The following is a 22,477-nucleotide window of genomic DNA, read 5'->3' as shown; positions in this document are numbered from 1 at the left end:
GTGGTGCGGCCGATCGCCGGGGCCGCCGGTGAGCGCAGGGGCCCGCGGTGGCTGGTGCGCCACCTGGTGGCGGCCTGGCTGCTGTGCTGGCGGGCCGGGCGGCTGCCGGCGGCGGTGTATCTCCTGATCATGGTGGTTTCCGGCCTTCTTCCGACGGCGACGGCGTGGTTCACCAAGTTCATCGTCGACGACCTGGCCGCGGGCCGTGCGGACGAGGTGGTCCGGTGGGCGGTGGCGCTGGCGGTGGTGGGGTTGGCGGCGGGTGTGCTGCCGCATCTGTCGACGTATCTGCAGAACGAACTGGCCCGCAGGCTCGACCGTTCGATGCAGGACCGGCTGTACCGTTCGATCAACGGTTTCCGGGGCCTGTCGCGGTTCGAGGATCCGGAGTTCCGCAATGACCTGAGCATGGCGCTGCAGGCGTCGGGCGGTGCGATGGGGCCGGTCACCACGGGGCTGTTCGACACGGTGCGCAATGTGATCACGCTGGTGAGTCTGTTGGGGACGCTGACCGTGCTGAGCCCGGTGATGGCGGCTCTGGTCTCGGCGGCGGCGGTACCGGCGCTGATCGCGCGGCTGGTGCTGTCGAGGCAGCGGGTGACCATGCTGGCGGGGGTGTCGGCGTCGGCCCGGCGCCAGATCTTCTATTCGCTGCTGATCACCGATGTCCGGGGGGCCAAGGAGACGAGACTGTTCGGGCTGGGGGATTTCCTGCGGGAGCGGATGCTCGGTGAGCTGGCGGTCCGGCAGTCGGGGGAGCGGGCGGTGGACCGGCGCGAGGCGCGTACGCAGTCACTGCTGGCGCTGCTGTCCACCGTGGTGGCTGCCGTGGGTCTGCTGTGGGCCGTGCGCGCGGCCGCGCGGGGTTCGCTGAGCGTCGGTGATGTCACGGCGTTCGTCGCGGCGGTGGGGGGGACCCAGGCGGCCCTGGCCGGTCTGGTCGACAACGTGGCCTTCGCGCACCAGGCGCTGCTGGTGTTCGGCTACCACGACAAGGTGACCTCCCTTCCCGATGATCTGCCCGTCCGGTCGGAGGCGGTGGCGGGGGAGCTGTCCGGGCTGAGGGCCGGGATCGAGCTGCGGGACGTCTGGTTCCGTTACGACGAGGACCATCCGTGGATTCTGCGGGGGGTCGATCTGACGCTGGCCAAGGGGAGTTCGGTCGCGCTGGTGGGGCTCAACGGGGCGGGCAAGAGCACACTGATCAAGCTGCTGTGCCGGTTCTACGATCCGACGAGGGGGCAGATCCTCTGGGACGGGGTGGACATCCGCGACGTGCCTGTGGAGGAGTTGCGGCGTCGGATGAGCGTCCTCTTCCAGGACTACATGTGCTACGACCTGACCGCCGCCGAGAACATCGGTGTGGGTGACCTGGAGGCACTGCCGGACCGGGGGAGGCTTCAGGAGGCGGCCCGGCGGGCGGGGGTGGACGGGGTGGTGGCGGGGCTGCCCCGCGGCTACGACACGTTGCTGAGCCGGATCTTCACCGATCAGGCGGAGGACGATGAGGACGGGCAGGCGGGTGTGGCCCTGTCCGGGGGGCAGTGGCAGCGGCTCGCGCTGGCCCGCACGCTGCTGCGCGACCGGCGTGACCTGCTGATCCTGGACGAGCCGAGTGCCGGTCTGGACGCGGAGGCGGAGTACGAGATCCACCGGGGGCTGCGCGAGCAGCGCGCCGACCGCACCAGTCTGCTGGTCTCCCACCGGCTCGGCGCCGTCCGGGAGGCGGGGACCATCGTGGTGCTGGAGGACGGGCGGATCGTGGAACGGGGCAGCCACGAGGAGCTGATGGCGCGCGCGGGCACGTACGCGAAGCTGTTCTCCATCCAGGCGGACGGCTACCGCGATACGGACGAGGCGCGGGCGGTGGTCTCCTGAGCACGGTCCTGCCGGGTCGTGCCGGGCGGTCGGGGAGCGGGCGGGGTCACGAGGGCGCGTCCTCGCAGGCCGCCAGTTCCCGTGCGAAGAGCCGGGTGAGGACGGGCATGTCGAACTGTTCCCGGCCGACGGACCGCAGGAGGCCGACGCCGAGGAGTTCCTCCAGGAGGAGTTCGGTGTCCGGCAGGGGGGTGCCGATCGTCTTCGCGGCGAGCCGTCCGTCGAAGGGCCGGTCCAGCAGGCCGAGGCACTTGAAGGCGAACGCGGCGGAGCGCCGGCCGGCGGTGCGCGGCAGGGCGGCGTAGCTGAGGGTGTATCCGGAGCGCATGGTGAGTCCGGCGACCTGGAGCTGGTCGAGGCGTTGCCGCGGGTCGCGGAGCCGGTCGGCGACGTCCGCGAGGAGCCGGTCGGGGCGGTTCGTGCAGCGCGCGCCGATGATGCTGAGAGCCAGTGGGTTTCCCTGGCACAGGCGGGCGATCTCCGCGGCCGGTCCGGGTTCGGCGGTGACCCGGTCCCGGCCTGTCAGCTCGGCGAGGAGTCTGACGGAGTGCTCTGCGTCCAGGGGGTGCACGGGGATGCGGACGGCGTCCAGGGTGGGCAGGGTGCCGATGCCGGTGATGAGTACGGCGCAGTGCGGACCGGCGGGCAGGAGGGGGTTGACCCGGCCGTGTGCGGGCACGTTGTCGAGGACGATCAGGACGCGCCTGTCCGCGAGTACGGACTGGTAGGTGGCCGCCGCCTCGTCCGCGGAGTCGGGTATCTCGTGGCCCGGCACTCCCAGGGCCTTGAGGAATCGTTTCAGGGTGTCGGTGGGTCCGGGCGGCCGGGTGTCCGGTCCGCCGCCCCGCAGGTCGGCGTAGAGCCGGCCGTCGGGGTAGGAGCTGCTCACGGAGTGGGCGACCCGCAGGGCCAGAGCGGACTTTCCCGAGCCGGGAGGGCCGTGGAAGAGGACCACCGGTGCCCCGACGGTCTCTCCGGCCTGAGCGCGCAGAGCGCTGCGCGCCTGGTCCTGTTCCGGTCGGCGGCCGACGAACACCGCTGATTCGCGGGGGAGTTGGCGAGGTGCGTCGGTGGTTTTCGCGGTGGTGCCCCCGGCCGGCCGGGCGGTCGTGCGGGCGGGTGAGAGCGAGGCGGCGCGGCGCAGGACGGCCTGGTGGGTTTCGAGGAGTTCCGGGCCCGGATCCATGCCGAGTTCGCGGCGCAGCACGTCCCGCGCCTCGGTGAACGCGGTCAGCGCGGCGGCGGCGTCGCCGCTCCGGTAGAGGGAGACCATCAGCTGGCTCCTCAGCCGCTCGCGGAGCGGATGTCTCCGGATGATCCGGCGCAGGGGTTCGATCAGCGACGCCCCCTCGCCGAGGGCGAGTTCGGCGGCGATGTGGCTCTCGAAGGTGTGGAGGAGGTTCTCGCCGAGTTCCTCGGCGACGCCTCGCAGGACGGGTCCCTGGGGCACGTCTTCCAGGGGGTCCGCCTGCCAGAGGGCGAGGGCGCCGCGGTAGGCGCGGGACGCCTCGGTCATGTCCTGGCGTGCCGCGGCCCGCCGGCCCTTCTCGGTGAGGGCTTCGAAGCGGGCGGAGTCGAGTTCGTCGTCGGTGATGCTGAGGGTGTATCCGCGGTGTCCCGTGGTCAGGCGTGGGTGATCCGGGTGGTCCAGCGGGCGCAGCAGCCGCCGGAGTTGCATGATGTACGTCCGCAGATTGGGCACCGCCGAGCGGGGTGGCGCGCTGCCCCAGACCTCGTCGGTCAGTGCGGCCACCGGCACGGCCCGTCCCCGGTGTGCGATGAGCATGGCCAGGACGGTTCGCTGCTTGTCGGCGGGGACGTGGATCGGGTGGCCGTCGCGCGTGATCCTCAGAGGCCCCAGGAGTCCGAAGCGGACCGCGGGGGTCTGCGGACGTCGCCCCAGGTCGTCGCTCACAGCGCGGGACCGCCCAGTCTGCGGGTCGCCACGCCGAGCATCCGGTCCGCGGAGAAGAGGCCCCGGTGCCGGGAGTCGATGCTGTCGGGGTTGTCCCCGAACACCACGAGGGTGCCGGCGGGGACCTCGGTCAGACCGTCCGCGCCCGGTATGCCGGCCGGGACGGGGTCACCGGGGACAGCGGCGGCGCGTTTGATGTTCCAGGCGGATCCGTCGAGGGATTCATAGTGGTTCCGTGTCCGCGGAGGGAGCAGGACGACAATGTCGCCCGAGCGGATCCGGTCTATTCCGCGGCGTTTCACCACGACCTGGTCCCCGGGCGAGAGAGTGGGTTCCATGCTGGTTCCCTCGATCGTCACCACGGTGAACCGCCTGCGCAAAAGAAGTGCGGCCGAAAGGCACGCCACGACCGCCGATGCGATTCCGCCCGTCACCCAAAAAGCCTGCATCTTCCCACCCTGTCAGCGGTTCGGACCGGATGATCTTGCATGGGGGTCCGGGGCTTGTCAATCAATATTCGGGGGAGCGGTTCGGAAAGCGATGCATCCGGAATCCCGTTCTCCGGAATCCCCTTCTCCGGTCTGGGCTGCGGCGGTGCGGGCGCGGGTGGCGTCGCCCGCGGTTATATCCAGAATGTACGGGATTCGATATTCGATCCTGCTAGCTTCTGCCTGATTCGTCGCATCTGCATTTCCGCTGAAAAGGAGACGCTGTGATCGGAATGATGAGTTCGGTCGGGGACAGGATTCTGGGCAGGCTCGTGCCCCGGACGGTGGCCAAGGCGGACACCACGTTCGAGAAGATCTGCTACTGCAAGAAGACCCAGGGTTTCTACTACCGGCAGATCTGCCATGTGGTCGGCGGCTACACCTCCTGCGGGACCTGTTACCTCAGCTCCCCGTGCCTGCCCTCCTGACGTCTGTGCCCGTGCGGTGAACGGCCTGCCGGCCTCGGTCGGCAGGCCGTTCCGCGTGCTGCGACGGGTCAGTCCGCCCCGGGCCGGGGGGCGTCGCGCAGGAGGCAGGTGAGGCGTGCGGTGCAGACCCGCTTGTCCTGTTCGTCGGTGATGACGATCTCGTACGTGGCGGTGGAGCGGCCCCGGTGCACGGGGGTGGCGACGCCGGTGACGAGGCCGCTGCGGGCGCCTCGGTGGTGGGTGCAGTTGAGGTCGACGCCGACGGCGATCCTGGACGCGCCGCCGTGGAGCATGGAGCCGATGGAGCCGAGGGTCTCCGCGAGCACGGCGGAGGCGCCGCCGTGCAGGAGTCCGTAGGGCTGGGTGTTGCCTTCGACGGGCATGGTGCCGACGACGCGGTCGGCGGCGGCCTCGACGATCGTGATGCCCATGCGTTCGCCGAGGTGGCCGGCGGAGAAGAGGGCGGGCAGGTCGACGCCGAGGGCCGCGTACTCGTCGATGACGTCCTGCGGGAAGAGGGGTTCGGTGTGCTCGCCCATGGGTCCGGCTCCGTTCGGGTGCGCTGGTTCGTTGCTGTCCGCACCGTTCCTATCAGACGGCTGAGCGAACGCTCAGGGGTGCGGGCCCTCAGGCGTTCCGGGTGTTCTCGACGCGGATGACGACGGACTTGCTGGCCGGGGTGTTGCTGGTGTCGGCCGTGGAGTCGAGGGGGACCAGGACGTTGGTCTCCGGGTAGTAGGCGGCGGCGCAGCCCCGCGCGGTGGGGTAGTGGACGATGCGGAAGCCGTCGGCGCGGCGCTCGACGCCGTCCTTCCATTCGCTGACGAGGTCGGTGTACGCGCCGTCGGGGAGGCCGAGTTCGGCGGCGTCCTCGGGGTTGACCAGGACGACGCGGCGGCCGCCCTTGATGCCCCGGTAGCGGTCGTCGAGGCCGTAGACGGTGGTGTTGTACTGGTCGTGGGAGCGCAGGGTCTGCAACAGGAGCCGTCCGTCGGGGAGTTCGGGGTACTCGACGGGGGCCGCGGTGAAGTTGGCGCGGCCGGTGGCGGTGGGGAAGCGGCGCTCGTCGCGGGGCGCGTGGGGGAGGGCGAAGCCGCCGGGGCGGGCGACGCGGGCGTTGAAGTCCTCGAAGCCGGCGACGACGCGGGAGATGCGGTCGCGGATGGTGGCGTAGTCCCGCTCGAACTCCTCCCACGGGGTGCGGGAGCCGGCGCCGAGGACCGCGCGCGCGAGGCGGGCGACGATGGCCGGTTCGGAGAGCAGGTGGGGGCTCGCGGGGGCGAGGTTGCCGCGGGAGGCGTGGACCATGCCCATGGAGTCCTCGACGGTGACGAACTGCTTGCCGCTCGCCTGGACGTCCTTGTCGGTGCGGCCGAGCGTCGGGAGGATCAGGGCGCGGGCCCCGGTGACGGCGTGGGAGCGGTTGAGCTTGGTCGAGACGTGGACGGTGAGGCGGGCGCGGCGCATCGCGGCCTCGGTGACGGCGGTGTCGGGGGTGGCGGCGACGAAGTTGCCGCCCATGGCGAAGAAGACCTTCGCGTCACCGTCGCGCAGCGCCCGGATGGCGCGGACCACGTCGTAGCCGTGGTGGCGGGGCGAGGTGATGCCGAACTCCTGGTCGAGGGCGTCGAGGAAGGCCGGTGCGGGGCGTTCGAAGATGCCCATGGTCCGGTCGCCCTGGACGTTGGAGTGGCCGCGCACCGGGCAGACCCCTGCGCCGGGGCGGCCGATGTTGCCGCGCAGCAGAAGGAAGTTGACGACCTCGCGGATGGTGGGCACGGAGTGCTTGTGCTGGGTGAGGCCCATGGCCCAGCAGACGATGGTGCGTTCCGAGGCGAGGACGAGCGAGAGGGCCTGCTCGATCTCGGCGCGGGTGAGGCCGGTGGCCCGCAGCGTCTCGTCCCAGTCGGCCGCTTCGGCGGCCTGGGCGAACTCCTCGTAACCGTGGGTGTGTTCGGCGACGAAGGCGGTGTCGACGGCCCCTTCGGCGGCCAGGATCAGCTTGTTGAGGAGGCGGAAGAGGGCCTGGTCGCCGCCGATGCGGATCTGGAGGAAGAGGTCGTTGAGCGGGGTGCCCTTGAGCATGCCGTGCGGGGTCTGGGGATTCTTGAACCGCTCCATGCCCGCTTCGGGCAGCGGGTTGACCGAGATGATCCGCGCCCCGGACTTCTTGGCCTTCTCCAGGGCGGACAGCATGCGGGGGTGGTTGGTGCCGGGGTTCTGTCCGGCGACGATGATCAGGTCGGCCCGGTGGAGATCCTCCAGGGAGACGCTGCCCTTGCCGACGCCGATGGTCTCGGTGAGGGCCGAGCCGGAGGACTCGTGGCACATGTTGGAGCAGTCCGGCAGGTTGTTGGTGCCGAACTCGCGGGCGAAGAGCTGGAGGAGGAAGGCGGCCTCGTTGCTGGTGCGGCCGGAGGTGTAGAAGAGCGCCTCGTCGGGGGAGCCGAGGGCGGTCAGCTCCTCCGCGATGATCGCGAACGCCCGCTCCCAGGTCACCGGCTCGTACCGGTCGCCGCCCTCGGGGAGGTACACCGGCTGGGTGATCCTGCCCTGCTGGCCGAGCCAGTAGCCGCTGCGCTCCGCGAGGTCCGCCAACGGGTGGGCGGCGAAGAAGGCGGGGGTGACGCGGCGCAGCGTCGCCTCCTCGGCGACGGCCTTCGCGCCGTTCTCGCAGAATTCGGCGGTGTGCCGCTTCTCGCCCTCGGGCCACGCGCAGCCGGGGCAGTCGAAGCCGTCCTTCTGGTTGACCTTGAGGAGTGTGCGCGCGGTGCGGCCCACCCCCATCTGCTGCCGGGAGATGCGCAGGGAGTGGGCGACGGCGGGCAGCCCGGCGGCGGCGTGCGGGGCCGGTCCGACCGTCGGGGCGTCCTGGACCGGGTCACCGGTCGGCGGCTTGGTGGCCATGATGCTGCTCCCCTTCGAGCGCTTCTTCCACGGGTCTGTGTCCTCTCCACCGATCCTGTCACGGCCGTGCGGGGCCGTGGAGGTCCGCATTGTCGGTGGGCCGTGGCAGGATCGGGGGCGTGGCTGAGACGGCATCGAAGAAGACGGCAGACAACCGACCGCGCCTGCTCCTCATGGACGGGCACTCCCTGGCGTACCGGGCGTTCTTCGCCCTGCCCGCGGAGAATTTCACGACGGCGGTGGGGCAGCCGACCAATGCCGTGTACGGCTTCATGTCGATGCTGGCGAACACCCTGCGCGACGAGGCGCCCACGCACTTCGCGGTCGCGTTCGACGTGTCCCGCAAGACGTGGCGGTCCCGGGAGTTCCCGGAGTACAAGGCGAACCGCTCCAAGACCCCCGACGAGTTCAAGGGGCAGGTCGAGCTGATCGGGGAGCTGCTGGACGCGATGCACGCGGACCGGTTCGCGGTGGACGGGTTCGAGGCGGACGACGTCATCGCGACGCTGGCGACCCGGGCCGAGGAGGCCGGGTTCGAGGTGCTGATCGTCACCGGCGACCGGGACTCCTTCCAGCTGATCACGGACAACGTGACCGTGCTGTACCCCACCAAGGGGGTCTCCGAGCTGACCCGGTTCACCCCGGAGAAGGTCGTCGAGAAGTACGGGCTCACCCCCCGGCAGTACCCGGACTTCGCCGCCCTGCGCGGCGACCCGTCGGACAATCTGCCGAGCATCCCGAAGGTCGGGGAGAAGACCGCGGCGAAGTGGATCAACCAGTTCGGTTCCTTCGACGAGCTGATCGCGCGCGCCGACGAGGTCAAGGGCGTGGCCGGGCAGAATCTCCGGGACCACCTGGACGCGGTGAAGCTGAACCGGGTGCTGACCGAGATGGTCCGGGACGTGGAGCTGCCGAAGACCCCGGCCGAGCTGGAGCGCGCCCCCTACGACCGCACGGCGGTCACCGGCATCCTCGACATACTGGAGATCCGCAACCCGAGCCTGCGCGAGCGCCTGCTCGCCGTCGATCCGGGGGCGGCGGAGGCCGAGCCGCCCGCGCCCGCCGCCGGGATCGAGCTGGACGGGGCCGTGCTCGGCTCCGGCGAGGTCGGCCCGTGGCTGGAGGAGCACGGGGCGCAGCCGCTCGGCGTCATGACGGTCGACACCTGGTCGCTGGGGGCCGGCACGGTCACCGAGGTCGCGCTCGCCGCCGCCGACGGTTCGGCCGCCTGGCTGGACCCGACGCAGCTGGACGAGGCCGACGAGCGGGCGTTCGCCGCGTGGGTCGCGGACCCTTCCCGTCCGAAGGTGCTGCACAACGCGAAGAACGTGATGCGGGTCTTCCCCGAGCACGGCTGGCAGCTCGAAGGCGTCACGATGGACACGGCGCTCGCCGCGTATCTGGTGAAGCCGGGCCGCCGCTCGTTCGCCCTGGACGCGCTGGCCGTGGAGTATCTGGGGCGTGAGCTGGCCCCGGCCGCCTCCGCCGACGGGCAGCTGGCCTTCGGCGCGGACGACCGGGCCGAGCAGGACGCCCTGATGGCGCAGGCCCGTGCCGTGCTCGACCTGGGCGACGCGTTCACCGTCCGGCTGAAGGAGGTGGGCGCGGCGGAGCTGCTGCACGACATGGAGCTGCCGACCTCGATCCTCCTGGCCCGCCTGGAGCGGCACGGGATCGCCGCCGACCGGGCCCATCTGGAGTCCATGGAGCAGCAGTTCGCCGGGACCGTGCAGCAGGCGGTGAAGGAGGCGCACGCGGCGGTCGGCCGCGAGTTCAACCTCGGTTCGCCCAAGCAGCTCCAGGAGATCCTCTTCGGCGAGCTGGGCCTGCCGAAGACGAAGAAGACCAAGACGGGGTACACGACGGACGCGGACGCGCTGGCCTGGCTGGCCGCGCAGACCGAGCACGAGCTGCCGGTCCTGATGCTGCGCCACCGCGAGCAGGCGAAGCTGCGGGTCACCGTCGAGGGGCTGATCAAGACGATCGCCGCCGACGGCCGCATCCACACCACGTTCAACCAGACGGTGGCGGCGACCGGCCGGCTCTCCTCCACCGACCCCAACCTGCAGAACATCCCCGTCCGCACCGACGAGGGCCGGGCGATCCGCCGGGGCTTCGTCGTCGGCGCGGGCTTCGAGACGCTGATGACGGCGGACTACAGCCAGATCGAGCTGCGGGTGATGGCCCACCTCTCCGAGGACGCCGGTCTGATCGAGGCGTTCGCGTCCGGGGAGGACCTGCACACGACGGTCGCCTCGCAGGTCTTCGGCGTGGAGAAGGACGCGGTCGACGCGGAGATGCGCCGCAAGATCAAGGCCATGTCCTACGGCCTGGCCTACGGCCTCTCCGCGTTCGGCCTCTCCCAGCAGCTGAACATCGACCCCGCCGAGGCCCGCGTCCTCATGGACACCTACTTCGAGCGGTTCGGCGGTGTACGGGACTACCTCCACCGGGTCGTCGAGGAGGCCAGGGCCACGGGCTACACGCAGACGATCCTCGGCCGCCGCCGCTACCTCCCCGACCTGAACAGCGACAACCGCCAGCGCCGCGAGGCCGCCGAGCGGATGGCGCTCAACGCCCCGATCCAGGGCACGGCCGCCGACATCGTGAAGGTGGCGATGCTGCGGGTGGACAAGGCGCTGCGGGAGGCGGAGCTGACCTCACGGATGCTGCTCCAGGTCCACGACGAAATCGTCCTGGAGATCGCGGAGGGCGAGCGGAAGCGGGTGGAGGAGATCGTGCGCCACGAGATGGCGAACGCGGTCGAACTGCGCGCCCCGCTCGACGTGTCGGTCGGCGTCGGCACGGACTGGGAGTCCGCCGCGCACTGAGCGAGCGGCGACCCGTGCGTCACAGGTCGGGCCCGGAACCGCGTCCCGGTTCCGGGCCCGACCCGCGCCGGGGCCTACCCCCGGCCGGCCGCCGCTTCCGTACGGGGCTCATCGGCTCGGGGCTCCTCCGTACGGGACCGGCCCGCCCGGTCCTCCTCCCGTACGGACACGGACGCGTCCGGGCGCGGGGCGTTCGCACCCGGCCGGTGTCCGTGTCCTCGCCGCGGTCCTAGCAGCATCCACACCCCGTACAGCAGCAGCCCGGCCGCCAGTCCCGCCCCCGCGCCGAAGCAGGCCGTGGGGATGATGTCGAGCGGGCTCTCCACCCCGCCGAAGTGGGCGTACCAGCGGAGGCACCGGTGGATGACGCCGGCCGCCACGCACAGCGCCAGCAGACCGAGGGCGCCCCACCGCTCGCGGCGGCCGAGCACCAAAACCTCCTGCGGCGCCGGGGCCGGTGCGGTCCGCCGCAGCCCGGTCGAGGCGAACCAGCCGATGACCACGAGGGCCAGCGCCGAACTCCCGTACTGGGCGAGCTGGTACCCCGGAAAGCCGCCGAAGGTACGGCTCAGCACCGGCACCAGCTCCGTGCCCCACCGGCTGTGGTGGGTGAACGCGTCCCACACGACATGGGTGGCCGCGCCCAGCGCCCCGGAGACCGCGAACCGCAGCCACGCGGACGGCCCGAACGATGCCCGCGTCCACCGCTGTCCCCGGACGAAGGCGTGGACGCGGCCCCGCACCTCTGTCGGCAACAGCGCCACCAGCGGCTCCCGCAGCAGCGCCCACACCGCGACCAGCACCGCGGCGATGGCCACGTTCACCGTGACGATCCCGGTGAAGGTGTGGGTGAACGACCCGAACTCCATCGCTCCGGGCACCACCGTGTCCGCGAAGTAGGTGACGTCCGGGGCGAACGAACCGGCGACGAGCGCCGACGGGTACAGGGGCCACCGGGGGGGTCCCGTTCCGGCGGATCGCCGGGAGCACGGCGGCGGCATGACTGAGCGTGAACGGCATGGCGGCAAGTATGCGGGACCGTTCGGACGCCCTTCCGTGGCCCGGAGAACAACGTGCGGCCACGAACGTGAAAAAACAGTAAGAAGCGGTCAGGGCTCGGTGTTCCGCCCGCACCAGGTGCCGTAGGGTCGCTGAAGTCGTTGCGCTGGGGAGCGCGAGCAGCCTTCGAGGGGGAGGGACCGGAACGTATGGCAGCGCACATTCGCCGACGTCTGCGCAAGGGGGCCACGACCACCGCGGTGGCGGCGGCCGCCGTGGCGGCGCTCGCGGCTTCGCAGGCGCCCGCGGCGACCCTGGCCGACGGGGCCGGTGGCAACGCTGACCCCCGGGCCGCGGGGGAGGACACCGCGAGCGCCGGGAACGACGGCGCGGCGACCGGCAACTCGCCCTACTACACCGACCTTCCGCCCCTGGTCACGCCGGGCGGGCCCGGCTCGTCCAGCAGCCTCCCGGCGGCCGGCAGCGCGGAAGCGGGCATCCCGGCGACGATCCTCGCCGCGTACAAGCAGGCCGAGGGGACCGTCGCCACCACCGATCCCGCCTGCCGGCTGCCCTGGCAACTCCTCGCGGCGATCGGCAAGGTCGAGTCCGGCCAGGCACGCGGCGGCCGCGTCGACGCCGACGGCACCGCCAGCCCCCGCATCCTCGGCCCGGCCCTCAACGGCCAGGGCTTCGCCCTGATCAAGGACACCGACGGCGGGGCCTACGACGGCGACGCGGTCCACGACCGCGCGGTCGGCCCGATGCAGTTCATCCCGTCGACCTGGGCCTCCTGGGGGCAGGACGCCAACGGCGACGGCCGCAAGGACCCGAACAACATCTACGACGCGGCGCTCGCCGCGGGCCGCTACCTCTGCGCCAACGACCGCGACCTGGCCGTCGGAGCCGAGCTCGACCAGGCCGTGCTGAGCTACAACCGGTCGCGGGAGTACCTGAACACGGTCCGCTCCTGGTTCTCCTACTACCAGCGCGGTACGCACGAGATCCCCGACGGCACCGGCACGCTGCCCACCACCCCGAGCACCCCCGTCCCCACCCCGAGCTCACGTCCGGGCACCGGCCCGAGCGCGACGCCCAGCCCGAAGCCCTCCCCGTCCAAGCCGGGCGGCAAGCCGGGCACAGGGACCTCGAAGCCCGGCGACGGCTCCACCGGCCCGGCCCCGAAGCCCCCCGCTCCGAAGCCGCCCGCCCCCAAGCCGTCGCCGCCGTCCGAGACCTTCGGCTCCCTGGAGAACGCGGGCACCGGCCCGCTGCGCGCCACCGCGGGCAGGACGTTCGACGAGCGGGTCTCCGTCCGCGCCCGCAACGCGCTCGGCGCCCCGCTCGCCCGGGTGCCCGTCACCTTCACCGTCACCGGCGACACCGGCACGCTCTTCGCCGGCGGCAGGAAGGCCGTCACGGTACGGACCGGGGCCGACGGCACCGCCACCGCACCGGAGCTCCAGGCCGGCGAGAAGGCCGGGGAGTTCACCGTGACCGCCGTCGCCGGGACCGGCCGGCCGCGCACCCTGACCTACGCGGCGACCGTCACCGCCCGCCAGGCAGACGCGATCGCCCGCACCGACGACAAGGCGCTCGTCGCCGCCCCCGGCGAGAAGTTCGCCGACGCCGTCACCGTCGCGGCCACCTACCAGGACGCCGCCGCCGCCGGAGTGGCCGTCACGGCCACCATGGTCAAGGACCGCGCGGGCACCACCGACAACGACAAGGGCCCGTACTTCAAGGACGCGGCGGGCAAGCCCGTCCGTACGCTCACCGGCCTGACCACGGATGCCGAGGGGAAGCTGCGCCTCCCGGAGATCTACGCGGACGACGCCGAGGGCACGTACCTGCTGCGCCTCACCACCGAGGGCGGCGCCTCGGTCGTCGTCGAACTCACCGTCAAGGCACCGGAGGGGACGGCCCCGGAGGCGACGGAGCCCCCCGAGGCAGCCAAGCCCTGACCCCGCTCCCGGCGCTTCTCCGGCACCGCAGCCGCACAGCCCCTCCGCCGCCCGGCCGAGGGGCTGTCCGCCGGGTTCCCACCGCACGCCCCGGCGGCTACGGCATCGCGGCGGCAGGTCGCGGGGCCTTCGGCTCGGATCGTGCCGGACCCCGCGAGCCCGGCACGATCCGGACGAGAGGTCCTGGCTAGCCCTGCCGCTTGAGGCGAGCCGTGGTGAAGCGCGTCGCCGGTACGGTCGCGGGATCCTCCGGCCACGGGTGCTTCGGGTAGCGGCCGCGCAGCTCCGCCCGCACCGCCCGGTAACCGTCCTGCCAGAACGACGCCAGGTCGGCCGTGACCGCCGCCGGCCGCCCGGCGGGGGAGAGCAGATGCACCAGGACCGGCACCCCGGCCACCCGCGGCGTCTCGGACAGCCCGAACAGCTCCTGGAGCTTCACCGCGAGGACGGGCTGCTCCCCGCCGTACTCCACCCTGATCCGCGACCCGCTCGGCACCTCGATCCGCTCCGGCGCCAGCTCGTCCAGCCGGGCCGCCTCACCCGACGCCCACGGCAGCAGCCGCCGCAGGGCCTGGCCCGCGTCGATCCGCCCCAGATCGGAGCGCCGCCGCGCCCGTGACAGCTCCGGCTCCAGCCACGCGTCCGGACCGGCCACCAGCGCCCCGTCCGACACGTCCGGCCACGGCGGGCCCAGCACCCGGTGCAGGAACGCCAGGCGCGACCGCAGCTGCTCGGACTCCCGGCTCCAGCGCAGCAGCCCGGTCCCCTCGCGCCGCAGCCCCTCGACCAGTGCCTCGCGCACCAGCTCCGCCGAGGGCTGCTTCAGCGGCCGTACCGCCAGCTCCACCGCACCCAGCCGGTCCACCGAACGGGCCACCACGTCGCCGTCCGCCCAGTGGACCTCCTCGCCCCGCACCCGCAGCCGCCCGGCCGCCGCCAGGGCCGTGGCCTCGTCGATCACCGCCGCCAGCCGCACCCGTGCCGACGCCGCGTGGGAGGGCCGGTCCGCGACCGCCACCGCCAGCCAGGGCGCGCCGCGCAGCCGCGACCCCTCCCGCGGCTCCGCGCCCGTACCCGACACCATCAGGAACGCCCCGTCGCCCCGAGCACGCGCCACCCGCTCCGGAAAGGCCGCCGCGGCGACGAGCCCGACGGCCGCGTCGTCGGACAGCCCGGCGGAAGCACCCCCGGACCCGGCCCCCGAGCCGTGCCCCGTGCCCCGGTCGGACCCGGCCCCCGGCTCCGGACCCAGCGACGACGACAGGCGGCGCACCTCCTGCTTCCAGCGAGCCGCGTACCCGTCCTGGCCCCTGCGGGCCGTCCGCAGCGCCGCGGCGAGATCGTCCCCGTACTCCCTCGGCGGCTCCTCGCTCAGCAGCGCCACCACCTCCGCCGCCCGCCGGGCCCCGACCTCCGCCGCGCCGTCCAGCAGGGCCCGCGCCAGCCGGGGGTGCAGCCCCAGCCGGGACATCCGTACGCCGCGCCCGGTGACGCGGCCGTCCGCGTCCACCGCGCCGACCGCCGCCAGCACCTCGCGGGCCGCGCCCATCGCCCCGGCCGGCGGCGGATCCAGCAGGGCGAGCGAGGAGGCGTCCGGGTCGCCCCAGCACGCCGCCTGGAGTGCGAACGCGGCGAGGTCGGCGACCTTGATCTCCGGGGCGGGGAAACGTGCGAGCCGCCCGTCCTCGGCCTGGTCCCAGCACCGGTACACCGTCCCCGGAGCCTCCCGGCCCGCCCGCCCCGCGCGCTGCCGCCCCGCCGCCTGCGAGGCCCGCACGGTCGTCAGGGCGCTCAGCCCGCGGGCATGGTCGGTACGGGGCTCGCGCGCGAGGCCCGAGTCCACCACGACCCGGACGCCCGGCACCGTCAGGGACGACTCCGCCACCGAGGTCGCCAGGACCACCCGCCGCCGCCCGGCGGAACCGGCCAGCACCGCGTCCTGCACCGCCGCCGGTGCCCGCCCGTGGACCGGGAGGACCTCCGCGTCCACCCCCGCGAGCTGCCCGGCGACCCGGCCGATCTCGCCGACGCCCGGCAGGAAGCAGAGCACGTCCCCCTCCCGCTCCGCGAGCGCCCGACGCACGGTCGCCGCCACATGCGTCAGCAGCGCCGGATCGACCCTCATCCCGTGCGGAGGCCGCACCGGCCGGGCGGGCGGGGCCCAGACCACCTCCACCGGGTACGACACGCCCCCCGCCTCGACGACCGGGGCGTCGCCCAGCAGTCGAGCCCAGCCCTCCGCGTCGGTCGTCGCGGACGCCGCGACCAGCCGCAGATCGGGCCGGATCGCCTCCCGCACGTCCAGCAGGAAAGCGGCGGCCGTGTCCGCGTCCAGATGCCGCTCGTGGCACTCGTCGATGATCACCGCGTCCACCCCGGCGAGCTCCTGGTCCCGCTGGAGCCGCTGGAGCAGCACCCCGGTGGTCACGACCTCCACCACCGTCCCCCGCCCCACCACGCGCTCGCCGCGCACCGTGAAGCCGACCCGCTCGCCCGGCCGCTCGCCCAGCAGCCAGGCCATCCGCCGCGCCGCGGCCCGCGCGGCGATCCGGCGCGGCTCGGCCACCAGCACCCGGCGCACCGGGCCGTCCCCGGTCAGGCCGGCCAGCACCAGCGGGACGAGCGTGGTCTTGCCGGTGCCGGGCGGGGCGCACAGGACGGCGACGCCCCGGTCGTCGAGCGCCCGCTCCAGGGCGGGCACGGCGGTGCGGACGGGCAGGCGGTCCAGGGCTTCGGTGCGGATCACGCCCCCAGTGTCGTACGGGCGCGCCCGGCGCGGGGCCGCCGCCCCGGACCGGTCAGTCCCGTTCGCAGACGAAGATCGCCGTGCCCGGGATCAGGTTGCCGCGCAGCGGGGACCAGCCGCCCCACTCCTGGTGGTTCCACGCGGGCCATTCCGGCTCCACCAGGTCGACCAGCCGGAAGCCGCCCGCCACCACGTCCCGGACCCGGTCGCCGAGGGTGCGGTGGTGCTCCACGTAGACGGCGGTCCCGCTCCCGTCCTGCTCGACGTAGGGGACGCGGTCGAAGTAGGAGGCGGCGACGGACAGGCCCTCGGGTCCGGGCTCGTCCGGGAACGCCCAGCGGATCGGGTGCGTCACGGAGAACACCCAGCGCCCGCCGGGCCGCAGCACCCGGCGCACCTCGCGGAACACCTGGACGGGGTCGGCGACGAACGGGACGGCCCCGTACGCGGAGCAGGCCAGGTCGAAGGAGCCGTCGCGGAACGGCAGCCGGCCCGCGTCCGCCTCGACCAGGGGCACGTCCCCGCCGATGCGCAGGGCGTGCTGGAGCTGGCGGTGCGAGAGGTCGAGGGCGACCGGGCGGGCGCCCTGGTCCGCCAGCCAGCGCGAGCACTGGGCTGCCCCGGCCCCGATCTCCAGTACGTCGAGGCCTCTGAGCGCCGCGGCGGGCCCCAGCAGGGCGGCCTCCGCCTCGTCCAGCCCCTCCGGCCCCCACACGAAGCGGTCGTCCCCCAGGAACCCGCCGTGATCGCTCTGGTACTCGTCGGCGTTCCGGTCCCACCAGCCCCGGCTGGCCCGGCTGCTCTCCGCCTCGCCTGCGGGGCGGCGGGTGGCCTCCGGCTCGGCGGATTCCGCCGCTTCCGCGGAGTAGGTCCCGTGGATCTCTTGGCTCATCGTGCCCGTCGTTGTAGTTTGCCTTCACCCGCCGCGCGCGGTACGTACCAGGGGGGCATCCCTCCGGGACGGACCCGTGTCCGCGACGACGTGCCGTGATGTTCCCGGGCCGACGCGGCCTCGGAGAACACGAGTTGCGCCGGGAATGGGGCGTTCCGCCCCGGGTGTGCGCCTTCGCGCATTGACCCTGTCCGGCTGCCCCCGTATGCTACAAGTTGCGCTGCGAGCCTGCGCGCTTCAGACCTAGCAGGCCGCGCTCGCGTCTGTTGCATGTCCCCTCGGTTGTCGAGGCGTCTCTCCGGAAACGGATTGCGCGCTTTCCAGGCTGTCCGGCTTCTGCAGAGGCGATACGGGCTTTCGGCGTAGCAGTACCTACGACTCTCTGTCCGTACCGGAGCCCTTTCCCACATGACGAGCAGCACCGAGACCACCGCCACCACTCCGCAGGTTGCGGTCAACGACATCGGCGACGCGGACGCGTTCCTCGCGGCGATCGACGAGACGATCAAGTACTTCAACGACGGCGACATCGTTGATGGTGTCATCGTCAAGGTTGACCGGGACGAGGTTCTCCTCGACATCGGTTACAAGACCGAAGGTGTCATCCCGAGCCGCGAGCTCTCGATCAAGCACGACGTCGACCCGAACGAGGTCGTCAAGGTCGGCGACGAGATCGAGGCCCTGGTTCTCCAGAAGGAGGACAAGGAAGGCCGCCTGATCCTCTCGAAGAAGCGTGCTCAGTACGAGCGTGCTTGGGGCACCATCGAGAAGATCAAGGAAGAGGACGGCATCGTCACCGGTACCGTCATCGAGGTCGTCAAGGGTGGTCTCATCCTCGACATCGGCCTCCGCGGCTTCCTCCCGGCGTCGCTCGTCGAGATGCGTCGTGTCCGCGACCTCCAGCCCTACGTGGGCAAGGAGCTCGAGGCGAAGATCATCGAGCTGGACAAGAACCGCAACAACGTGGTCCTGTCCCGCCGCGCCTGGCTCGAGCAGACCCAGTCCGAGGTTCGCCAGACGTTCCTCACCACCCTGCAGAAGGGTCAGGTCCGCTCCGGCGTCGTCTCCTCGATCGTCAACTTCGGTGCCTTCGTGGACCTGGGTGGCGTCGACGGTCTCGTGCACGTCTCCGAGCTGTCCTGGAAGCACATCGACCACCCCTCCGAGGTCGTCGAGGTCGGTCAGGAAGTCACCGTCGAGGTCCTCGACGTCGACATGGACCGCGAGCGCGTCTCCCTGTCGCTCAAGGCGACGCAGGAAGACCCGTGGCAGCAGTTCGCCCGGACGCACCAGATCGGTCAGGTCGTCCCGGGTAAGGTCACCAAGCTCGTTCCGTTCGGTGCGTTCGTCCGCGTCGACGAGGGCATCGAGGGTCTGGTCCACATCTCCGAGCTGGCCGAGCGCCACGTGGAGATCCCGGAGCAGGTCGTCCAGGTCAACGACGAGATCTTCGTCAAGGTCATCGACATCGACCTCGAGCGCCGTCGCATCAGCCTCTCGCTGAAGCAGGCCAACGAGTCCTTCGGTGGCGACCCGGCCTCGGTCGAGTTCGACCCGACCCTGTACGGCATGGCCGCGTCCTACGACGACCAGGGCAATTACATCTACCCCGAGGGCTTCGACCCCGAGACCAACGACTGGCTCGAGGGCTTCGAGGCGCAGCGCGAGGTCTGGGAGACCCAGTACGCCGAGGCGCAGCAGCGCTTCGAGCAGCACCAGGCCCAGGTCATCAAGTCCCGCGAGGCCGACGAGGCTGCTGCGGCCGAGGGCGCTGCCGCCCCGGCCGGCGCTGCTCCGGCCGCCTCCGGCGGCAGCGGTGGCGGCGGCTCCTACTCCTCGGAGTCGGCGGACAACTCCGGCGCCCTGGCGTCGGACGAGGCCCTTGCCGCGCTGCGCGAGAAGCTCGCGGGCGGCCAGAGCTGACGCTCTGACCCCGGCGGCCGATCGGCTGCGGTAGCTGTACAGCGGTAGGTGAGGCCCGCTCCCTTCGGGGGGCGGGCCTCACTCGCGTCCACGGGAGCCGGGGCGGCTACGGGGTGACGGCGATGTTCGTCAGCCCCTTGCCGCCGGTGACGGTGTTGCTCGCGTACACCGTCGTGCGGCACGTGGAGCTGTGGTGGGTGACGTTGACGGCGAGCTGCTTGTCGCCGGTGGCCCCGGTGAGGTCCGAGGAGTTGTTCCGGAAGACGGTGCCGCAGCCCCAGCCGCTCTGCTGGGTGTGGGTCTCGTAGCCGTTGTTGGTGGTGCGGGAGCCCTTGTTGCCCTCGACCAGCACGTTGTTGCCCTTCACATCGACCCAGGAGTCGTCGTAGTTGGCGCCGGTCAGTCCGTCGCCGTCGAAGGTGTTGCCGATGATCCGTGCACCGGTCGTGCCCTCCTTGATGTCGACGGACTCGCCGCCGACGCCGGGCCCGATGATGTTGTTCAGGATCTGCGCGTTGTCGCTGCGGTCGGAGAGGCCGCCCGCCGAACCCACGTACACGCCCTCGCCCATGCCGCGCCCGTTCTGGCCGGTGTCGTGGATCCGTGAATTCTTCAGGACGCCGTCCCTGCTGGAATTGCGGAAGTGGACGCCCTCCATGTCCAGGTCGTGCACGGTCACCGAATCGATCACGACCCCGTTCGCCGCATCGGCCATGATGCCCTTCTGGCCGCCCTTGACCGTGATCCCCCGGACGGTCCAGTACGAGGCGCCGTTCAGGTGCAGTCCGTACCCGCCGCCCGCGGCCAGGACGGCCTTGCCGGAGCCGGTGAGGGTGATCCGCGCCCCGGAGGAGCCCGGCCGGGTGGCCTTGAAGTTCCCGGTGTAGGTGCCGTCGGCCAGCCGGATCGTGTCGCCGGGGGAGACGCCCGCGAGCGCCGTCTTGAGCTGGGCCGCGGTGCTCACGTCGATGACCGCGGCGTGCGCGGGACCGGCACCGGCCAGGGTGAGGCCGCCCGCGGTGAGGGCGGCGGCGAGCAGGACGGTGAGGGGGGAGCGGGTGCGCATGGGGGGCCTTCCCGTCGGGGGAGTCGCATCCGGAACGTGCGTACAGGGGCTCTCTCGTCCATGACCGCGGAGCGTGGTGCCGGACGAGACGCCCAGTGACGGTAGGGACGGCGCGCGGGCCCGTCAAGGTCCGGACCAGGATCGGTGCGCGGCGACGCCGGCGAAACATCCGTACGGGCGGGGCGGCTGACGGGCCGTGACCCGATCCCGGCGGGGAAAGGTCCGGGCACGGGGAATGCCCGCGCCGCCGGTCGCGTTCTCGTCTAGGAACACGAGGAGGAGCGGTAACCGTGCCTGATCCGCAGAGTTTGTACGAATGGGAGCCGAAGGGCCTGGCCGTCGTCGACATGGCGCTGGCACAGGAGTCGGCCGGCCTGGTCATGCTCTACCACTTCGACGGCTACATCGACGCGGGTGAGACCGGCGAGCAGATCGTCGACGGCCTGCTGGAGATGCTTCCGCACCAGGTCGTCGCGCGCTTCGACCACGACCGGCTCGTGGACTACCGCGCGCGGCGTCCCCTGCTCACCTTCCGGCGTGACCGCTGGACGTCCTTCGACGCCCCGACCCTGGAGGTCCGGGTGGTCCAGGACGCCACCGGCGCGCCCTTCCTGCTGCTGTCGGGCCCGGAACCGGACGTGGAGTGGGAGCGGTTCGCCACCGCCGTCCAGGAGATCGTCGAGCGCCTCGGCGTCCGGCTCGCGGTGAACTTCCACGGCATCCCGATGGGCGTCCCGCACACCCGCCCCGTCGGCATCACCCCGCACGGCAACCGCACCGACCTGATGCCGGGCCACCGCAGCCCCTTCGACGAGGCGCAGGTGCCCGGTTCGGCCGAGGCCCTCATCGAGTACCGGCTGATGGAGGCCGGCCACGACGTCCTCGGGGTCGCCACCCACGTACCGCACTACGTGGCCCGCTCCGCCTACCCGGACGCGGCCCTCACCGCCCTGGAGGCGATCACCGCCGCGACCGGCCTGGTGCTGCCCGCCCTCGCGCACACCCTGCGCACCGAGGCGCACCGCACCCAGACCGAGATCGACCGGCAGATCCGCCAGGGCGACGAGGAACTGGTCTCCCTGGTCGAGGGCCTTGAGCACCAGTACGACGCCGTCGCCGGCTCCGAGACCCGCGGCAACCTGGTCGCCGAACCGGCCGACCTGCCGTCCGCCGACGAGATCGGCCGCGAGTTCGAGCGCTTCCTCGCCGAACGGGAGGGCGAGGGCTGAGCGCCCCCGCCCGGCCCGTAGGCTGCGGCCCATGCTGAAAGTGGGCCTGACCGGTGGTATCGGCGCCGGCAAGAGCGAAGTGTCGCGGCTGCTCGTCGAGCGAGGGGCCGTCCTGATCGACTCCGACCGGATCTCCCGCGAGGTCGTCGAGCCGGGTACGCCCGGACTCGCGGCCGTCGTCGAGGAGTTCGGGCCGGGCATCCTGACCGTTGAAGGAACCCTGGACCGCCCGGCGCTGGGCACGCTCGTCTTCGCCGACGACGAACGCCGGGCCGCGCTGAACGCGATCGTCCACCCTCTGGTCGGCGCCCGCGCGGCCGAGCTGGAACGGGCGGCCCCCGAGGACGCCGTCGTCGTCCACGACGTGCCGCTCCTCACCGAGAACGGGCTCGCTCCCTTCTACGACCTGGTCGTGGTCGTCGACGCCGCCGCGGAGACCCAGCTCGACCGGCTCGTACGGCTGCGCGGTATGACCGAATCCGACGCCCGTGCCAGGATGGCCGCCCAGGCGACCCGCGAGGAGCGCCGTGCCGTCGCCGACCTGATCGTGGACAACGACGGTTCGCGCGAGGCGCTGGTGTCGCGGGTCGACGCGGTCTGGGACGAACTGGTCCGCAGGGCGGCCGCCGCCCGCTGAGCCGGGCCGGGGGACCGTCCGGGAACCCCGGCCACGGAGCGGTCCGGCTCACGGCCCGCCGGAATACCGGAGCCGGAGCGGACGTTGAGAGGGCGCGCACGAGGGAAGCGTGCGCGGCCGCGGGCGCCGCGATGGCGCGCGTCCGGGGAGCGCGCGAGCTTCGCGGGAACCAGGACAGGAAAGGACGCGATCGTGCCCGAGAGGAATCCGGAGACCGACGTCATCGACTTCCGTGCCGCCGAGCGACTGCTCGACGCGCGGGACCCCCGCGGCGCCGTCAAGCTCCTCGACTCGGTGATCGCCGCCCACCCGGAGAACACCGCCGCCCGGCTGCTGCGGGCCCGTGCCTTCTTCGCGGCCGCACAACTGCGCCCCGCCGAGCTCGAGTTCGAGCTGGTGCTGGAGCGTGAGCCGGACAACGCGTTCGCCCACTTCGCCCTGGCCCGCACCTTCGAACGCTCCGGCAGCCCGGAGCGGGCGACCCGGCACTTCCGCCTGGCGGCGGCGCTGGACCCGCAGCCGGAGTATCTGCGCGCCGCGAAGTTCGACGAACGGTCCTGAGGAGCCGGCCGGT

At 72.5% G+C, this 22,477-nt stretch carries 16 protein-coding genes and 1 pseudogene; 9 read left to right on the top strand and 8 right to left on the bottom strand.

What is annotated here, in order from left to right:
- Window positions 1–1,878, top strand: coding sequence for an ABC transporter ATP-binding protein (locus tag QFZ71_RS05795; RefSeq protein WP_307667187.1), 1,878 nt, complete (start codon window positions 1–3; stop codon window positions 1,876–1,878).
- A 46-nt stretch (window positions 1,879–1,924) separates the two neighbouring features.
- Here the strand turns inward: QFZ71_RS05795 and QFZ71_RS05790 are convergent, their stop codons facing one another.
- Both QFZ71_RS05790 and QFZ71_RS05785 read right to left on the bottom strand, forming a co-directional pair.
- Window positions 1,925–3,793 (bottom strand): AfsR/SARP family transcriptional regulator, encoded by a 1,869-nt coding sequence (locus QFZ71_RS05790; protein WP_307667186.1) that lies wholly within the window; start codon window positions 3,791–3,793, stop codon window positions 1,925–1,927.
- Window positions 3,790–4,242 (bottom strand): S26 family signal peptidase, encoded by a 453-nt coding sequence (locus QFZ71_RS05785; RefSeq protein WP_307667185.1) that lies wholly within the window; start codon window positions 4,240–4,242, stop codon window positions 3,790–3,792. The genes QFZ71_RS05790 and QFZ71_RS05785 overlap by 4 nt, the downstream gene beginning before the upstream one ends.
- Window positions 4,243–4,296: 54 nt before the next feature.
- Between QFZ71_RS05785 and QFZ71_RS05780 the strand changes: the two genes are divergently transcribed.
- A complete protein-coding gene (locus tag QFZ71_RS05780; RefSeq protein WP_307667184.1) occupies window positions 4,297–4,509 on the top strand; it encodes a hypothetical protein in 213 nt (70 codons plus the stop codon).
- Between the two features lie 5 nt (window positions 4,510–4,514).
- Window positions 4,515–4,709 (top strand): hypothetical protein, encoded by a 195-nt coding sequence (locus QFZ71_RS05775; RefSeq protein WP_307671345.1) that lies wholly within the window; start codon window positions 4,515–4,517, stop codon window positions 4,707–4,709.
- A gap of 68 nt (window positions 4,710–4,777) precedes the next feature.
- Here QFZ71_RS05775 and QFZ71_RS05770 read toward each other — a convergent pair whose 3' ends face one another.
- Both QFZ71_RS05770 and QFZ71_RS05765 read right to left on the bottom strand, forming a co-directional pair.
- Window positions 4,778–5,248, bottom strand: coding sequence for a PaaI family thioesterase (locus QFZ71_RS05770; RefSeq protein ID WP_307667183.1), 471 nt, complete (start codon window positions 5,246–5,248; stop codon window positions 4,778–4,780).
- Window positions 5,249–5,336: 88 nt separating this feature from the next.
- Window positions 5,337–7,616 carry an FdhF/YdeP family oxidoreductase gene (locus QFZ71_RS05765; RefSeq protein ID WP_307667182.1) on the bottom strand — a complete coding sequence of 760 codons (2,280 nt, stop codon included), beginning with the start codon at window positions 7,614–7,616 and terminating at the stop codon, window positions 5,337–5,339.
- Window positions 7,617–7,735: 119 nt separating this feature from the next.
- Between QFZ71_RS05765 and polA the strand changes: the two genes are divergently transcribed.
- Window positions 7,736–10,447, top strand: a complete 2,712-nt coding sequence (polA, locus tag QFZ71_RS05760; protein WP_307667181.1) for a DNA polymerase I — start codon at window positions 7,736–7,738, stop codon at window positions 10,445–10,447.
- A 74-nt stretch (window positions 10,448–10,521) separates the two neighbouring features.
- On the opposite strand, the pseudogene QFZ71_RS05755 reads toward polA, so the two are convergent.
- A pseudogene (locus tag QFZ71_RS05755) lies at window positions 10,522–11,467 on the bottom strand (DUF4184 family protein).
- A 188-nt stretch (window positions 11,468–11,655) separates the two neighbouring features.
- Here QFZ71_RS05755 and QFZ71_RS05750 point away from each other — a divergent pair.
- Window positions 11,656–13,410, top strand: coding sequence for a lytic murein transglycosylase (locus tag QFZ71_RS05750; RefSeq protein WP_307667180.1), 1,755 nt, complete (start codon window positions 11,656–11,658; stop codon window positions 13,408–13,410).
- 187 nt (window positions 13,411–13,597) lie between these two features.
- Here the strand turns inward: QFZ71_RS05750 and hrpB are convergent, their stop codons facing one another.
- Both hrpB and QFZ71_RS05740 read right to left on the bottom strand, forming a co-directional pair.
- Window positions 13,598–16,156 carry an ATP-dependent helicase HrpB gene (gene hrpB / locus QFZ71_RS05745; protein ID WP_307667179.1) on the bottom strand — a complete coding sequence of 853 codons (2,559 nt, stop codon included), beginning with the start codon at window positions 16,154–16,156 and terminating at the stop codon, window positions 13,598–13,600.
- Window positions 16,157–16,208: 52 nt separating this feature from the next.
- Window positions 16,209–17,048, bottom strand: a complete 840-nt coding sequence (locus QFZ71_RS05740; RefSeq protein WP_307667178.1) for a class I SAM-dependent methyltransferase — start codon at window positions 17,046–17,048, stop codon at window positions 16,209–16,211.
- Between the two features lie 408 nt (window positions 17,049–17,456).
- On the opposite strand from QFZ71_RS05740, the gene rpsA reads away from it, so the two are divergent.
- A complete protein-coding gene (gene rpsA, locus QFZ71_RS05735; RefSeq protein WP_006123726.1) occupies window positions 17,457–18,971 on the top strand; it encodes a 30S ribosomal protein S1 in 1,515 nt (504 codons plus the stop codon).
- A gap of 106 nt (window positions 18,972–19,077) precedes the next feature.
- On the opposite strand, the gene QFZ71_RS05730 is transcribed toward rpsA, so the two are convergent.
- Window positions 19,078–20,037, bottom strand: coding sequence for a nitrous oxide reductase family maturation protein NosD (locus QFZ71_RS05730; RefSeq protein ID WP_307667177.1), 960 nt, complete (start codon window positions 20,035–20,037; stop codon window positions 19,078–19,080).
- Between the two features lie 290 nt (window positions 20,038–20,327).
- Here QFZ71_RS05730 and QFZ71_RS05725 point away from each other — a divergent pair, with 290 nt between their 5' ends.
- The 3 genes from QFZ71_RS05725 (at window position 20,328) to QFZ71_RS05715 (ending at window position 22,464) form a co-directional block, all read left to right on the top strand.
- Entirely contained in the window at window positions 20,328–21,266 is a 939-nt protein-coding gene (locus QFZ71_RS05725) for a PAC2 family protein (protein WP_307667176.1), read from the top strand.
- Between the two features lie 31 nt (window positions 21,267–21,297).
- On the top strand, window positions 21,298–21,903 hold the full coding sequence (coaE, locus tag QFZ71_RS05720) for a dephospho-CoA kinase (RefSeq protein WP_307667175.1): 606 nt from the start codon (window positions 21,298–21,300) through the stop codon (window positions 21,901–21,903).
- A gap of 192 nt (window positions 21,904–22,095) precedes the next feature.
- Complete coding sequence (locus tag QFZ71_RS05715) at window positions 22,096–22,464, top strand: tetratricopeptide repeat protein (protein WP_307667174.1); 369 nt, start codon at window positions 22,096–22,098, stop codon at window positions 22,462–22,464.
- Window positions 22,465–22,477: the final 13 nt, after the last annotated feature.

Origin of the sequence: Streptomyces sp. V2I9 (assembly GCF_030817475.1) — a bacterium.
GTDB lineage: Bacteria > Actinomycetota > Actinomycetes > Streptomycetales > Streptomycetaceae > Streptomyces.
The sequence above is the reverse complement of the archived record's forward strand: the minus strand, read 5'-3'. Positions and strand labels throughout refer to the sequence as shown.